Here is a 14,929-nt window from a genome sequence, read left to right on the forward strand (position 1 = left end):
CTGAACCAACGCAGACAGACCGGCGGACCATGTGCGGCATAGCCGGCGTCTGGCGCAAGCGGAACCCGATCGCGGCCGGCGATCTCGCCGATGTCGGCCGCATGACGCAGGCGCTGGCGCATCGCGGTCCCGACGACCATGCCAGCTGGAACGACAGCCGGCTGGCGCTGGGGCATCGGCGACTCTCGATCATCGATCTCTCGACGCAGGCGCGCGAGCCGATGCTGACCGCCTGTGGCCGGGGTGTGCTGGTCTACAATGGTGAGGTCTATAATTACAAATCCCTGCGCGAGACACTCGAGGCAGAAGGCAGGCGGTTCCGGACGGTTTCAGATGCCGAAGTGGTCCTCGAAGCTTTGCACCACTGGGGGCCGGACAAGGCCATCCCGCTGTTCGACGGTATGTTTTCCCTGGGCTATTTCGACATGCGGTCCAGCGCGCTCTGGCTTGCGCGCGATCGCCTCGGCATCAAGCCGATGTCGGTGGCCGAGACGAGTGAGCGAATCCTCTTCGCTTCCGAGGACAAGGCGATCCTTGCCTGTGACGGCGTCGCACGCACCATCGATCCGCGCGAGATCACCTTGCGCCTCGCGTGGCAAAGCCGCGACTCCAGCGCCAGCCTGTTCGAAGGCATAGAGCGGCTGCCGCCGGCCGGCCTGTGGAAGATCACCGACGCCGGCATCGAGAAGCGCTGCTTCTGGCATGTCCTCGACGTGCTCGACGCCTCTCGCATCGCCGGCGACACCGCCAGCGACACGGAGCACATGGCCTCGCTGGAAGCGCTGATCGAAGACAGCGTCGGGCTGCACTGCATTGCCGATACCGGGCTGGCCGCGGCCTGCAGCGGCGGCGTCGATTCCGGTCTCGTCACGACGCTGGCGAAGCGGTTCAGGCCGGAGGTGACAGCCTATGTCGTCGACCCGCGTCTGGGTCACAGCGAAGCGCAAGATGCCGAACGCACCGCCCGCCATGCCGGCGTGCCGCTGAACAGGGTGCCCGTCGACAAGGACCGGTTCCTCGAACTCTGGCCAAGAACCATCTGGCATCTGGAAAGCGACGGCTGGCATGCAAGCCATGTCTGTCTGCTGGCGCTTGCCGAGCAATGCCGGGCCGACGGCATCAAGGTGCTGTTGACCGGTGAAGGCGCCGACGAGCTCTTTGGCGGCTACGACTGGCAGGAAGCCAGCATGCGGCCATGGCGGCCATGGGCATGGCCGCAACGCCTGTTTCGCTCCAGGGCCCGGCTCGCCCGCAGGTTCGAGCGCCAGCGTCATGCCCCCTTCCGGACATCGATCGCCGGTGGCCATGGCTGGGACCGCAACATCGTGCTCAGGGCGCTCTCGCCAGAACTGAATTTCCTCCAGACCAAGATCTTCGACCGGCTCGAGCCGGTGGCATCACTCAGCGACCGTGCCTTCCTGGGATGCTGCCTGCACGACATGTATGCGCATCTGCAGGATTTGCTGAACAGGCACGACCGGCTCAGCATGGCGGCTTCGGTGGAGCTCAGGGTGCCGTTCCTCGAGAACCGGCTGATCGACTTCGCGATCCATCTGCCGAGGCGGCACAAATACCGTCACAAGCAGGGAAAATGGCTTTTGAAGAAAGTCGCGGAAAAGCACATTCCGCTTCAGAACGTGAACGCCCGCAAGAACGGCTTCCAGGTCTCGAACAATTTCACCACGGGCACGGAGGGCCTGCTGCGCGGCGGCTTGCTGCGTGACGCGATGAAGTGGCCGACCGCTTCGGTCGAAGACCTGATCGACCTGGCAAAGCGCGACCAGCCATCGCGGCTGCGGCTGGTCGGCATGGAGCTTTTCCTTCGCCTGCACGCCGGCGGTCAGGCCACGAGTGAGCTCACCGAGGCGCTCCAAGCCTCGGTGAGGGACGCGCGCTAGACAGGCGCGGGGTCCGCAGCCAAAGGCTGGCCCTTCGCTATCCCGTTGTTGGACCATGATCTTCCACGCATGACGTTCGCCCTTTGCGGCGCCATGCCATAGTTTCGGCAAACGATGCGGAGAAACCGCAAGGGTCAGCACGCTGAGGCAGGAATCCATCCATGATTGACGAGAAACCGGACAGCGAAGGCGTTTCGGCGCTGGCGCCGTTCCGGCATGGCATTTTCCGCGCCGTCTGGTCGGCAAGTCTCGTTTCGAATTTCGGTGGCCTGATCCAGGGCGTCGGCGCCGCCTGGATGATGACCACGATCGCCACCTCGCCCTACCAGGTCGCCCTGGTCCAGGCCTCGACGACCTTGCCGATCATGCTGTTCGCGCTTGTCGCCGGCGCCATCGCCGACAGCTTCGACCGACGCAAGGTGATGCTGGTCGCGCAGACCTTCATGCTGGTCGTTTCGGTGCTTCTGACGGTGTTCACCTACTACAATTTGCTGACGCCCTGGACGCTGCTAGCCTTCACCTTCCTGATCGACAGCGGCACGGCGCTCAACAGCCCGTCCTGGCAGGCGTCCGTCGGCGACATGGTTCCCCGCAACAAGGTGCCCGCGGCCGTTGCGCTGAACTCCATGGGCTTCAACCTGACACGCAGCGTCGGCCCGGCGATCGGTGGCATCATCGTCGCGGCCGCCGGTGCCGCGGCCGCCTTCGCGGCGAACGCGGTGAGCTATATCGGCCTCATCATCGTGATGGCCCGCTGGAAGCCGGATGTGCCGGTGTCGACCTTGCCGCGCGAGTCGCTGGGTGCCGCCATGGGCGCCGGCCTGCGCTATGTCGCCATGTCGCCCAATATCGGCAAGGTGCTGGTCAGGGGCGCGGCCTTCGGCTTCAGCGCCGGCGCCGTCCTGGCGCTCTTGCCGCTGGTCGCGCGCGACGTCGTCAAGGGCGATGCCTTGACCTACGGCATCATGCTTGGCTCCTTCGGCATCGGCGCCGTCGGCGGCGCGCTGATCAGCGTGCGGCTGCGGCAACTGCTTTCCAGCGAGACGATGGTGCGCTGTGCCTTCGCCGGCTTCGCCGTCTGCGCCTTCAATGCCGCGCTCAGCCATCACGCCTGGCAGACGTCGCTCGGCCTGCTGGTCGGCGGCGCCTGCTGGGTGATCGCGCTCTCGCACTTCAACGTCACCGTGCAGATGGCGACGCCGCGCTGGGTGGTCGGCCGGGTGCTGTCGGTCTACCAGACCGCGACCTTCGGCGGCATCGCGCTGGGCAGCTGGATATGGGGCGTCGTCGCCGATGCGCATGGCGCCGAGACGGCGCTGATCGCCGCCGCCATCGCCATGCTGGCCGGCGGCGCCATCGGCCTCGTCCTGCCCCTGCCCCAGCAGCAGGTGCTGAACCTCGACCCGCTCAACCGCTTCAAGGAGCCGCATCTGGCACTCGACCTGAAGCCGCGCAGCGGTCCCATCGCCATCATGATCGAATACATCATCCGCCACGAGGACGAGGCGGAGTTCCTTGCCACCATGGCCGAACGCGGCCGCATCCGCCGCCGTGACGGCGCCCGCAACTGGACACTGGCGCGCGATCTCGAAAATCCCTCGATATGGATCGAGCACTATCACACGCCGACCTGGCTCGAATATGTCAGGCACAATGGCCGCATCACCCATGCCGACGCCATGGTCGGCGAGCGCTTGCGGGCGTTGCACAGCGGCGACGAGCCGCCGCGCGTGCGTCGCGTCATCGAACGTCCGACCACCGCCGGCACTGCGCTGGTGATGGCCAAGGGGCCGATCGAGCACTGACCCCGTCTAACTGATATCAGCCGATCAGCCGGCCGACTGGATCATGTAGAGCTTGCGCGTGGTCTCGCGGATGCGCCATTCGCCCTTCCATCCCCGCGGCAGCACGAGAAGGTCGCCCGGCCCCAGTTCACGCACCTCGCCATCGGCACGGCTCAGTTCCACGCTGCCCGAGATGATGTGGCAGATCTCCGACGAGTCCGAACGATCGGCGGTGAAGCGGCCGGGCGTGCACTCCCAGATGCCGATATCGACGGTTCCGTCCGGCGATTGAAAGAACGAGCGCACCGCCTCGACCTGATCCCCCTCGATGGAGGTGGGCTTGGGTGAGAACGCGCCGATATCGGCCTTGGCGAGATCGTGGAAGGTCGAAAGGTCGATCAAACTGGTCTCCATCAGTCAGTGGCCCGTGATGCTGTCGGCGAGTGCGGCCAGTCTCGACGTATGCGCAAGCCCGGCGGCCTCGCGCCCGTCAGCGATGCGATAAAGCTGGTACATCGAATGCACGCCGAGCCAGCGGAACGGCTCCGGCTCCCAAGGCCTGACCTTGCGGTTGACCCAGGGCAGCTTCGTCAGCTCCGTCTCCTGGTCGAGGATCAGGTCGGCCAGAGTGCGCCCCGAAAGATTGGAGCTCGACACGCCAAGCCCGACATAGCCGCCGGCCCAGCCGATGCGGGTCGCGGGATCGAGCCCGACGGTCGTGCACCAGTCGCGCGGCACGCCGAGCACGCCGCACCAGGCATGCTCGATGCGGCAGTTCGCCGTCTGCGGCAACAGCGTCGTCAGGATCTGATGCAGCTGGTCGATCGTGGCCTGCTGCGTCTGCCCATTGACGTCGGTACGCGAGCCATAGCGATAGGGCACGCCGCGCCCGCCCATGGTGATGCGCCCCTCGCGCGTGCGCTGCGCATAGCAATAGGCGTGGGCGGCGTTGCCGAGAAGCTCATGCCCTTCCCACCCGATCTGGCGCCAAAGCTCCTCCGACAGCGGCTCGGTGACGATCTGCGCGCTGTTGAGCGCTAGCCAGGTCCGTTCCTCGCCGGGAATGCCTGATGTGAAACCCTCCGTCGCCCGGATGATGGTTTCGGCCCGCACCCTGCCGCGGTTCGTCGTCACGCTGCCCTTGGCGATGGCCGTCACCGTCGTCTGTTCGTAGATCGGCACGCCCAGACGTTCTACGGCGGCGGCAAGCCCGCGTACCAGCTTGGCCGGCTGCACCCGCGCCTGGCCGTGGACGACGAAACCGCCCATGACATTGCGGATGTTGATGCGCGCCCGCGTCGCCGCTTGATCCAGCATCTCGACGCGGGTCGGGTCGATGTCCCAGGCGCGGATCGTTTCGCACTCCTCGCGCGCGCGTTCCAGTTGCGCTTGGTTGGTGGCCACCGTCAGATTGTCGACGCGGCGGATATCGGCATCGATGCCTTCCGCGCTCGCCACCCGGATCACCTCGTCGACGCAGCCCGCCATGGCCGCCTGCATGGCGCTGACACCTTGCCGGGTCGAGGTCTTGAGATATTTTTCGCGCGACCAGGAGAAACCGCCCGACAGCCAGCCGCCATTGCGGCCCGACGCGCCGAAACCGGCAAACTCGCGTTCGATCACCGCGACACGCAGCGAGGGCCTGGCCTTCTTCAGATAGTAGGCGGTCCACAGGCCGGTATAGCCGGCGCCGACGATCGCGACATCGGCCTCGATATCGCCGGGCAAAGGTGGCCGAGGCGCGGGGACCCCTCCCAGATCCGCATACCAGAACGATATGTCGCCGTTGCGCTTGGCTTGCATGGGATGACTTTCGAATTGATTGGATCAGGTCAGCGTCGCGTCGGCCGAGCTGTCTTCGGCCAGAAGCTTGGCGTCGGCGCCGTCGAAGCAAAGCTCCACCTTGTCGCCAAGGCCAAAGCTGTCGCCGGTCAGCGGCGAGCGCACGATCGCCGTGGAGCCATCGTCGAGCCTGACCTCATATTTCGATCCTGAGCCGAGATAGATGGCTTCCGCGATCGTCCCCGGCAGCCGGTTGGTGGTGCCTGCCGCGTCCTGGCCGGGCCGGCGGATGGCGAGCTTTTCGGGGCGCAGCAACATGACCGGGCTGGTTTCGCCGGCGATCCGGCGCGGTGCCGTCACCGTCTCGCCGGCAATGGTCAGCGCCGTGCTTGCGCCGTCGCTTCGCACCTCTCCGCGCAGCACCGTGGAGTCACCGATGAAGCGGCCGACGAACAGCGTCGCCGGTTCGTCATAGAGCTCGCGGCCGGTGCCGACCTGCTCGATCCGCCCGCGATTGAACACGGCGATGCGATCCGACAGGACCAGTGCCTCTTCCTGGTCGTGCGTCACATAGACGAAGGTGGTGCCGAGCTCGCGATGGATGCGCTTGATCTCGAGCTGCAGCCATTCGCGCAGCTTCTTGTCGAGCGCGCCGAGCGGCTCGTCCATCAGCAACAGCGGCGGGTCGAAGACGATGGCGCGGGCCAGCGCCACGCGCTGCTGCTGGCCGCCCGACAATTCGCTGGGATAGCGATGCGCGAAGTCGCCCATCTTGACCATGTCGAGCGCCCTTGCCACGCGCGCCTTCCGCTCTGCCTGATCGACGCCGCGCAGCGTCAGCGGATAGGCGACGTTGCGGCCGACGCTCATATGCGTGAACAGCGCGTAATGCTGGAAGACGACGCCGATATTGCGCTTGTGCGCCGGCACGCCGACGACGTTCCTGCCGCCGACCAGCAGCTTGCCGCTGGTCACGTCGGTGAAGCCGGCCACGACATTCAGCGTCGTGGTTTTGCCGGAGCCGCTCGGGCCGAGCAGCGTCATGAACTCGCCGGGCTCGATGCGCAGCGAAACGCCGTCCAGCGCCTTGAAGCCGCCATAGGCCTTGCTGATCGATTCGAGATCGATCGCCGCGCCCTTGCTCTCCTGTGCCGGCTTCATTGGCGTCCTTTCCGCTCGCGACCGAGAAGAAGCATGCCGCCGCCGATCAGCAGCGTGGTGGCCAAAAGCAGGATCGTGCCGACGGCGGCAACGGTCGGGTCGGCGTCGCGGGTGATGGAGGAGAAGATCTGCACGGGCAAGGTCTTGAGATAGGGGTTGGTGATGAACAGCGACACGACGATCTCGTCGAAGGAGGTGGCGAAGGCAAAGAGCAGGCCGGACAGGATGCCGGGCAGGATCAGCGGCAGCGTCACCGTGCGGAACGCGGTCAGCGCTCCCGCGCCGAGGCTCGCCGCCGCCGTCTCGAGGCGCCTGTCGAACACTTCGAGGCTGGCCGAGACCGCGATCAGCACGAAGGGAAGCGCAAGGATGGTGTGGGCAAGCACGAAGCCCAGCATCGTGCCGACGAGGTGGGTGTCGAGATAGACGGCATAGATGCCTATGGCCAGCACCACGCCCGGCACCACCATCGGCGTCAGCATCAGCATCCGCAACAGGCCAGCCGGCCCGGCCTTCATGCGGTCGAGGCCGAAGGCGGCGAGCGTGCCAAGCACCGTCGCCAGCACCGCCACCACGGAGGCGACCTTGAGCGAATTAAGGAAGCTCGCCGACCATTCCGGGCTGGTGGCGAAATTCTGATACCATTGCCAGGAGAAGCCCTGCGGCGGAAACGCCAGCGACTTGTTCTCGTTGAACGACATCGGCACGACGACCAGCGTCGGCGCCACCAGCCATATCGCCACCAGCAGGCAGACCAGGCCCAAAAGCAGGCGCGTGAGCGGCTTCATTTCCATCAGTGCCGCCCCGCTTCTCGGTACCTGGACCGCATCACCGGCGCCGCAAGTGCCAGCAGCACGAAGGTTGCGACGAGCAGCACCACGCCCATCGCGCCGCCCCTACCCCATTGCAGCAGGCTGAGCACCTGGGTCTGCACCAGCGTCGACAGCATGGTCGAGCGCGGGCCGCCGAGCAGTGCCGGGGTGATGTAGAAGCCCAGCGCCAGGATGAACACGATGATCGCGCCGGCATAGACCCCCGGCAAGGACAGCGGCAGATAGACGGTGAAGAAGGCGCGGGACGGCCGTGCGCCAAGGCTTTGCGCCGCCCGCATCAGCCTGAGGTCGATGCCTTTCATGACCGAATAGAGCGGCAGGATCATGAACGGCAACAACACCTGCGCCATGCCGATCACCACGCCGGTCTGGGTTCGGATCAGCTTGATGCCGTCGAACCCGGCCGCGCGCAGCAGCGAATTGATAACCCCCGAATCCTGCAGCAGGATCACCCAGGAGAGCGTGCGAACCACCCCGCTCACCCAGAACGGGATCAGCACGCAAAGCACCAGCGCCAGCCGGACGCGCGGCCCGACCGCGGTCATCAGATAGGCATAGGGGTAGGCCGCGATCACGCACACCAGCGTGACCCAGGCCGAGATGGCGAAGGTCCGCTGGAGCACGGTGAGGTTGACCGGCGCGCCGAAGAACCAGACGTAGTTCTGCACACCCCATTGCGGCTCAGAGAGGCTGCGCAGCACGATGATGAACAGCGGATAGCCAATCACCGCGACGAGCAGGATCAGCGCTGGCGCCGCGAGCGCGAACGGCCGCCACGCCCAGCCCGGCCGCCCTTCGGCGGCGGGTTGGGCAACGGGTGCGTTTGTCGGGTCGGACGCGCTCACGGCCTGCCTCTGCGACGCTCGCTCAGTTGCCGGCCATCAGCGCCGACCACTTCTCCTGAGCCACCGCGAAGTTCGGCACCCAGAACTTGAAGTTCTGCTTGTAGCCCTGCTTCTGGCGGTCAGGCGTGTTGGTCAGGAAGGCGGCGACGGAAGCGTCGACCTTGGGCTGCGCCTCGCTGTTGATCGGCGTGTAGGATGTCTTCTCCGCCAGAACCTCCTGTGCGTGCTTGCCGAGATAGGCATTGATCAGCGCGTAGGACGCGTCCGTATCCTTGACGCCGACAGGGATCGTCATCTGGTCCATCACCACCAGCCAATCCTGCCAGGCCGGCGCGTATTTGGCGCCGTTCTTGACCGCGGTCATGGCGCGACCCGTCCACATCATCAGCATATCGGCTTCGCCGGATTCAGCCAGCTGCTGCGATTCAGCACCCGTCTTCCAGAAAATCGTATCGGGGCCGAGTTTGCGGACCACATCGATAGCCTTGTCGATATCGGCCACCGTCATCGCCTTCGGATCGCCGCCGGCTACCTTGAACGCCTGTTCCAGCAAGCCGCCCGTCGGGCTGCCGGAGCCGTCGATCCCGCGTACGCCCGGGAACTTTGCCGTATCGAAGAAGTCTGCCCAGTTCTTGGGCGGATTATCCCCATACTTCTCCTTGTTGTACATCAGCACGACGCCATAGTTCATCGCCGGCACCGAGCACTCGCCGACCTGGCCTTCGGGGATTTTCGAGACGTCGAGCTTCGTCAGATCCAGCTTCTGGAACAGCTTGCCGCAATAGACGTAAGGCGGCAGGTCGTCGGTGTCGACGACGTCCCAGGCTACGTTGCCTGACTCCACCTGCGCCTGCAGCTTGGCAATCTCGGTCGGTCCGTCATTGAGCAGCTTGACGCCGGACTTGTCGACAAACTCCTTCAGCGCGGCCGCCTGGCCATCCTGGTAGATGCCGCCATAGGAGACGAACGTCAGCGTCTTGCCCTTCAGCGAACCTTCCTTCACCTCGCCGGCGACCGGCTTCTCCTGCGCCATCGCGGTGGTGCCCAGAAGGCCAAGCACCATCACCGCGCCAAGCGCCAGACATTTCGATTTCAGCATGACGTCATTCTCCCATTACTGCCCGCGTTTTGGATAGGGCCTACCTGGCCGCGAGCGGTTTCCAGGCCGTGTATTGTTCGAGTTCGGCGCGCACCGAGGTCGGCGGCGCGATGATCCACATCACTTCGGCCCGGCCACTGCCGATGTTTTCTGAGCGATGCGGTGTAGAGGTCGTGTATTCGATGCTGTCGCCCTCCTCGAGCACGTGGCGCGCCTCGCCGAGCGAGACCTCGACGACCCCGCGCAGCACGACGAGCATCTCGTGCGCGTCGCCATGGGTGTAGCGATCGGGACCGGTCGAGCCGCCAATGTCGAATTCTCCGACATAGACTTCCATGTCGCTCAGCGGCGGGCGCGACAACAGCATCTTGCGGCAGCCGTCGCTGGGCGGCAGGCTCGGCCGCTCGCTTCGTCTCAGAACGCCATGGTTTTGCGCGGTGCTTTCCTCGAACAGCATGGCGACGCTGACGCCGAGCGCCGACGCCATCTGATTGAGCGAGGCGGTGCTGGCGCCGGTCAGGCCGCGTTCGAGCTGGCTGATGAAACTGGCGCTCGTCCCGGTCGCCTCCGCAAGCTCCCGCAAGGACAGCCTGCGGGCGAGGCGAAGGCTCTTGAGGCGCATGCCGAGCACCTGATGGGCATGCGTCGCCGCCGGTGCGCCGCCCGTCTTCACCGAAGCCTTGTCGGACCCCTTGCTCATGCCGTCTCCTCACCGCACTTAACAAGACGTACAGTACCACTGTACAGTTGGCAAGCCGCACATGGGCGCCAGCACAGCGCCAACAGCTGGGCCAGCCTGCAGTCGGAAGTGCCACGGGAATACGCCGCACCGGCCGATCGACAGGAGGATGCGCAGGCGCGCTTTACCCCTCGCCCGACAGGTCCCGGCGCGCCTTTTCGAGTTCCTCGGCATAGCGCCGCATCAGATGGCCCTCGGTCAGCAGGCCGAGCACGATGTGGTCGGTGAAATCCTCCACGACCGCCAGTTCCTCGGCGCCGGCGCGCTGGAACGTCTCGGCGGCGGCCTGCACGTTCATGCTGGGCACCAGGACGGCATCCTTGTACTGGGCGAGATCGCGCACCGGCACCTCGCCGCCGGCGGGGTCGCTGTGCAGTTCGGCCACGATCAGCACGCCGACATATTGATCGCCCGGGTCGACGGCGATGACGCGCTGGGCCGAGCCGAGCGGGATCTGCTTGCGGAAGTCCGCCAGCGTCGTCGAGGCATCGATTGTCTTGATGTCCTTGCGCATCATCGAGCCGACGGTCAGGCTGCGCATCCAGCCGACATCGTGGGCGCTGCGGATCGTCTCGCCGCGCAGATGGAAGCGCCAAGTCGAGAACGAATAGCCGAAGGTTTCGCGCACCAGGATCGCCGCCATGATCGAGGCGGCCAGCACGACGCCGGTAAGCGTCAGGTCACGGGTCGATTCCAGCGCCAGAAAGGTCATCGTCAGCGGGCCGCCGACGACACCGACGGCAAGCGATGTCATGCCGACGACGGCTGCGACCGAGGGGTCGATGCCGGTCGCAGGCGAGACCAGCGCCATCACGCCGGCGAATGCCTTGCCGAGCAGCGCGCCGAGGAACAGCGAGGCGAAGAACAGGCCCCCGCGAAAGCCGGAGCCCAGCGAGATGGCTGAAGCCGCCAATTTCAGCACGAAGACGCTGGCCACCACGGTCAGCCCATAGTTCATCGCGAATTCGCGGTGCAGCGCGCCATGGCCGCTGGACAGCACCTGCGGCGTGATCAGCCCCAAGAGGCCGACGATGACGCCGCCGACGACGGGGCGCAGCGAGGCATCGACCGACAGCCGGTTGAAACCGCGTTCGATCAGCGTCACCAGTTGCATGATGGCGATCGAGGCCGCGCCGCCCAGCAGCCCGAGCAGCAGGAACGGCACATACTGGCTGGGGGTCAGCTGCGGCAGCCCCGAAAGCTCCAACGGAAACGGCACGCCGCCGAACACTTCCGCCGTCAGCGAGGCTGAAATCGCGGCCGTCATGACGGGCGCGACATTGGCGACCGAGTAGATGCCGATGACCAGTTCGAAACCGTAGAAGGCGCCGGTCAGCGGCGCGTCGAAAGCGGCGGCGATGGCGCCGGCCGCGCCGCAGCCGACAAGGATGCGGACATCGTTGCGACGCAGCCGGAAGATGCGCGCCAGCCGCGATGCCAAGCCGGATCCGACCTGCGTGTAGCCGGCTTCGAGGCCGACCGAGGCGCCGAAGCCGCTGGAGATCATCGTCTGACCGGCGATGATGAAGGTATCGGTCAGCGACATGCGCCCGCCATAAAGTGCGTTGGCCTCGATCGGATCGACCGGAATGCGGAACTTACGCAGCCGCAGCCAAATCACCGTCAACCCAAGCAGGGCGCCGCCGATCGCCGGTATCAGCGCCTGCATGGGATTGGCGAGCGAGAACATGCCGGAAAGCCGGCCGCCGGGCTGGACGCCGAACAACAGCCCGTGCAGATCCTGCACCATCTGGCTCATCGCCGTGACCAGTATGCCCGCCATGATGCCGACGACGCCCGCCAGCACGACCACGGCGATGCCGCGCGCCTCGAGCAGCGGAATGGACCTCAGAAGCACCGCGCGCAGCCGGCGGGCATAGACTTGTGGCTGGTTTCTGGAAAGCACTCGGGCGGCTCGCCGATATCAAAGGAACGTGGAAGGCTGATACGCCCAGGGATACCGCATGGCAACCGCGATGCCGGCTCCTATGCAAGGATCGTTTTCGAACGGTCTAGCAGTGTCCTTTGATCACCCCCAGAGCCCGAAAGGCCTAAGACCGTCGGTCATCGGAAATCGGACAGCGGATTTGCAGCGATATCCTCCTCCGCTTCGCCCGCGAAATCTACGCAAAGCCTGAAAAAGTGGTACTTTAGCCCGTCTCTATGTACCTCAAGGAGGGGAACATGATTGCGCGGGGGTTCTTTTCGTTGGCTGCTTGCACGATTTTCTTGAGCTCGTCTGCAATGAGCAGCTCAAGCGTGGACATGCCGGTTAGGCAGAATATTTCACACTCCATGTCTCTTTTGTCGGGAGGCAATACGGAAAAACAGAGCCGGTCGGCAGAAGAATTTCTTCAGCTTGCGCAGCAGGACGTCTGCTGTCCCGGCGGTTATCCCTGGTACCGCAATTCAACGAACATGTGTTACGGCAGCTATGAAGATTGCCACGACACCGATGGTGGAGGTTGGTCCTGCAGACAGGTCAACGCCTGCTGATGCATGTCGTCCAAAAGCGATCTCGGTTTTGGGAAGACGACGTGCATAAAAACAAGAACCTGAAGCGCGTCGCATGAATCCGTTTCAACGCGACGCGCTTTAGGCCTTCTTGGCCTTCCATCCGGAGATGCACTGCTTCTACCTCAGTCCGGTATGGTCAGCGGCCCGCAGCCGTTGTCGGCGATGAAGGTCGCGAGGACTTCGGCCGGCTCGGTGGTGCTGGCGTTCTCGGCGAAGAGATGGACCGTGCCGGGCGGTTCGAACCATGTCTGCCCCTTTGTATAGGTGCCGGCGGCACCACCTTCGAGTTGCGAGCGCAGCGTGCCCCTCAGGACGAAGGCGCTGACCGAGCCCGGATGCCGGTGGCGCGGCGTGAACCCGTTGGGCGGAAATGTCACGATCACCGTGGTGACCGACTTGCCCGGTACGTTCGGCAGTTTTTCGCAGGAGATCGGCGTGACGACCGTCTTCGGCCGCGCTCCCGCGGCGGCGTCCGTATCGGCATTTGCCATGTGCATGTGCGTTTCCATGCCGTCAGGCACGACGCCTGTGAAACCGGGGCCAGCCCACTTTGCCGTCAGCGCGAACAGAACCGCTACGGCGCTGATGGCGATGAGGGATTGGCCGGTGCGCAAGCGAGCTTGATTGCCGATCATATCGATGTCTCCGCATTCAGGCAGGCAAACGGAAATCGGCGCGCCAACCCAGTTCCTCGACCGCCTTTTGCGTCGACACCGCCCGATTGGGCTCAGCCACGTTGAAGATGCCGGGCGCGCCCTTGTCGAGCGCGAGCAGCGCGGCATAGGCGGCCGCATCGACATGCAACGGCGACGCGCCGGTGGCCATGTCGGTTCCCGTACCCGGCCCATAAAGCTGGCCATATCGCAACACGACGCCGGCGAATGGCGCGTTGAGAACGGCTTTTTCCAAGGCGATGACACCGCCGACGCTGATGCCCCGGTTGCCGCTCGCGTCGCCATCCAGCGGGTCGGCCTCGCCATGCGGTTCCGGACCCGGCGCATAGGCCCAGGCGATGCTTTGCGCCACTATGCGCCGCACACCGGACGCGACGGCGGCCGCGACCAGATTGCGCGTGCCTTCGTCGCGGATCCGGGCATTGCGCACGATCGCCTCGCCCATCCGGCTCGGATCCAGCCCCGGCGGCAGGTCGGTGAGCTGATGGACGACGATATCAGGCCGGGCGGCAAGCATGGCACGCGACAGCGCCTCGGCATCGAAGACGTCCACGACCATCGGCTCGGCGCCGAGGGCGCGCAAGGTCGCGGCCTTGGCCGTATTGCGCGTGGTGCCCGTCACTTGATGGCCGGCGGCCAGAAGTTGCGGGATCAACCGCTGGCCGATGGCGCCGGAGGCGCCGGCAAGAAAGATTCGATGACCCATCGTCATGGACTCCGTATTGTCTTAATATCAGTGCACGAACAACATATAAGAGCTCTTACATTATGCGCAAGCCGAATCCACACTCATCGATACCGGCTCCCGGAGAAGGCAAACGCGGCGAGGAAGGCTATCTCGGCTATCTCCTGCGCCAGGCCGCTGGCGCTCATCGGCTCAGAATGGACCGCGCGCTGGGCGATCTCGGCGTGACGCAGCCGCAATTTGCGACGCTGACCATGCTTGCGGCCTATCCCGGCCTCTCCAATGCCGATCTGGCCCGGCTGGCGCTGCTCACACCGCAAACGCTCAGCGTCATCGTCGCCAATCTCGAGCGGGCCGGCTCACTGGTGCGCAAGCCGCATGCCGTCCATGGCCGCATCCAGCACATCGATCTCAGCGACAGCGGCCGCGCACTGCTGCGCGCCTGCCGCGAGCGCGTGAACAGACTGGAAGGCGAGCTGACCGCCGGGCTTTCCGCCGAGGATGAGCGCATTGTCCGGCGCTGGCTGGTCGGCGTCGCAACGACGGACACAGCCGGGGACTGATTGCCTGCTGGCGGTTAAAGACGACCGAGCGGTCGCCGATCAGGTCGGCGTGGGCTCACCGGCCTCGTAGAGGACGAGATTGCGCTCGCCGATACCAAGCGCCGGCCAGCTTGAGCGCCACTCAGCGATGTGCGGCGAACGGAAATGCGCATCGAGCGCGGCCCTGTCGCGCCACACCTCGGTGACCCGGATCAGCCCCGCATCGAGCACGTCGCGCGCATAGGAATATTCGAGGCAGCCATCCTCGGCGCGGCTGCCCGAGATCATGCGCTCCATCACCGGCCTTGCCTCCTCCAGTTTTCCGGCAGGCAAGCGGATCGTGCCAATGATCAGGAGCATGCATTTCCCT

General features: G+C 65.3%; 14 protein-coding genes. 3 read left to right on the plus strand and 11 right to left on the minus strand.

Translation table 11 applies throughout. From position 1 onward, the window contains the following. Nucleotides 1-29 precede the first annotated feature (29 nt). Both asnB and QQK95_RS02940 read left to right on the plus strand, forming a co-directional pair. Nucleotides 30-1,898 carry an asparagine synthase (glutamine-hydrolyzing) gene (asnB, locus tag QQK95_RS02935; RefSeq protein WP_284268726.1) on the plus strand — a complete coding sequence of 623 codons (1,869 nt, stop codon included), beginning with the start codon at nt 30-32 and terminating at the stop codon, nt 1,896-1,898. Between the two features lie 161 nt (nt 1,899-2,059). Beyond that, the gene (locus QQK95_RS02940) at nt 2,060-3,703 is read left to right on the plus strand and encodes an MFS transporter (RefSeq protein ID WP_284268728.1); all 1,644 of its coding nucleotides are present in this window, start codon (nt 2,060-2,062) and stop codon (nt 3,701-3,703) included. Nucleotides 3,704-3,727: 24 nt separating this feature from the next. Here QQK95_RS02940 and QQK95_RS02945 read toward each other — a convergent pair whose 3' ends face one another. The 10 genes from QQK95_RS02945 to QQK95_RS02990 form a co-directional block, all read right to left on the minus strand. After that, a complete protein-coding gene (locus QQK95_RS02945; protein ID WP_284268730.1) occupies nt 3,728-4,096 on the minus strand; it encodes a cupin domain-containing protein in 369 nt (122 codons plus the stop codon). A 3-nt stretch (nt 4,097-4,099) separates the two neighbouring features. Then, nucleotides 4,100-5,485 carry an NAD(P)/FAD-dependent oxidoreductase gene (locus QQK95_RS02950; RefSeq protein WP_284268731.1) on the minus strand — a complete coding sequence of 462 codons (1,386 nt, stop codon included), beginning with the start codon at nt 5,483-5,485 and terminating at the stop codon, nt 4,100-4,102. Nucleotides 5,486-5,509: 24 nt separating this feature from the next. Beyond that, nucleotides 5,510-6,625, minus strand: a complete 1,116-nt coding sequence (locus QQK95_RS02955; RefSeq protein ID WP_284268733.1) for an ABC transporter ATP-binding protein — start codon at nt 6,623-6,625, stop codon at nt 5,510-5,512. Beyond that, the gene (locus QQK95_RS02960) at nt 6,622-7,419 is read right to left on the minus strand and encodes an ABC transporter permease (protein ID WP_284268735.1); all 798 of its coding nucleotides are present in this window, start codon (nt 7,417-7,419) and stop codon (nt 6,622-6,624) included. Before QQK95_RS02960 ends, QQK95_RS02955 begins: the two co-directional genes overlap by 4 nt. After that, nucleotides 7,419-8,303, minus strand: a complete 885-nt coding sequence (locus QQK95_RS02965) for an ABC transporter permease (RefSeq protein ID WP_284268737.1) — start codon at nt 8,301-8,303, stop codon at nt 7,419-7,421. The genes QQK95_RS02960 and QQK95_RS02965 overlap by 1 nt, the downstream gene beginning before the upstream one ends. A gap of 22 nt (nt 8,304-8,325) precedes the next feature. Then, complete coding sequence (locus QQK95_RS02970; protein ID WP_284268739.1) at nt 8,326-9,402, minus strand: PotD/PotF family extracellular solute-binding protein; 1,077 nt, start codon at nt 9,400-9,402, stop codon at nt 8,326-8,328. Nucleotides 9,403-9,442: 40 nt separating this feature from the next. Continuing rightward, on the minus strand, nt 9,443-10,102 hold the full coding sequence (locus QQK95_RS02975) for a helix-turn-helix domain-containing protein (protein WP_284268741.1): 660 nt from the start codon (nt 10,100-10,102) through the stop codon (nt 9,443-9,445). Nucleotides 10,103-10,265: 163 nt separating this feature from the next. After that, nucleotides 10,266-12,047: a chloride channel protein gene (locus QQK95_RS02980; RefSeq protein ID WP_284268743.1), complete on the minus strand. Its 1,782-nt coding sequence runs from the start codon at nt 12,045-12,047 to the stop codon at nt 10,266-10,268. Nucleotides 12,048-12,780: 733 nt separating this feature from the next. Continuing rightward, on the minus strand, nt 12,781-13,293 hold the full coding sequence (locus tag QQK95_RS02985; protein ID WP_284268745.1) for a cupin domain-containing protein: 513 nt from the start codon (nt 13,291-13,293) through the stop codon (nt 12,781-12,783). A gap of 16 nt (nt 13,294-13,309) precedes the next feature. Continuing rightward, the gene (locus tag QQK95_RS02990) at nt 13,310-14,038 is read right to left on the minus strand and encodes an NAD-dependent epimerase/dehydratase family protein (protein ID WP_284268747.1); all 729 of its coding nucleotides are present in this window, start codon (nt 14,036-14,038) and stop codon (nt 13,310-13,312) included. 62 nt (nt 14,039-14,100) lie between these two features. Here QQK95_RS02990 and QQK95_RS02995 point away from each other — a divergent pair, with 62 nt between their 5' ends. Next, complete coding sequence (locus QQK95_RS02995) at nt 14,101-14,580, plus strand: MarR family winged helix-turn-helix transcriptional regulator (RefSeq protein WP_284268749.1); 480 nt, start codon at nt 14,101-14,103, stop codon at nt 14,578-14,580. Nucleotides 14,581-14,619: 39 nt separating this feature from the next. Here QQK95_RS02995 and QQK95_RS03000 read toward each other — a convergent pair whose 3' ends face one another. Beyond that, nucleotides 14,620-14,919 carry a putative quinol monooxygenase gene (locus QQK95_RS03000; protein ID WP_284268751.1) on the minus strand — a complete coding sequence of 100 codons (300 nt, stop codon included), beginning with the start codon at nt 14,917-14,919 and terminating at the stop codon, nt 14,620-14,622. Between the last annotated feature and the right edge of the window lie 10 nt (nt 14,920-14,929).

Origin of the sequence: Mesorhizobium huakuii (assembly GCF_030160235.1) — a bacterium.
Classification (GTDB): Bacteria; Pseudomonadota; Alphaproteobacteria; order Rhizobiales; family Rhizobiaceae; genus Mesorhizobium; species Mesorhizobium huakuii.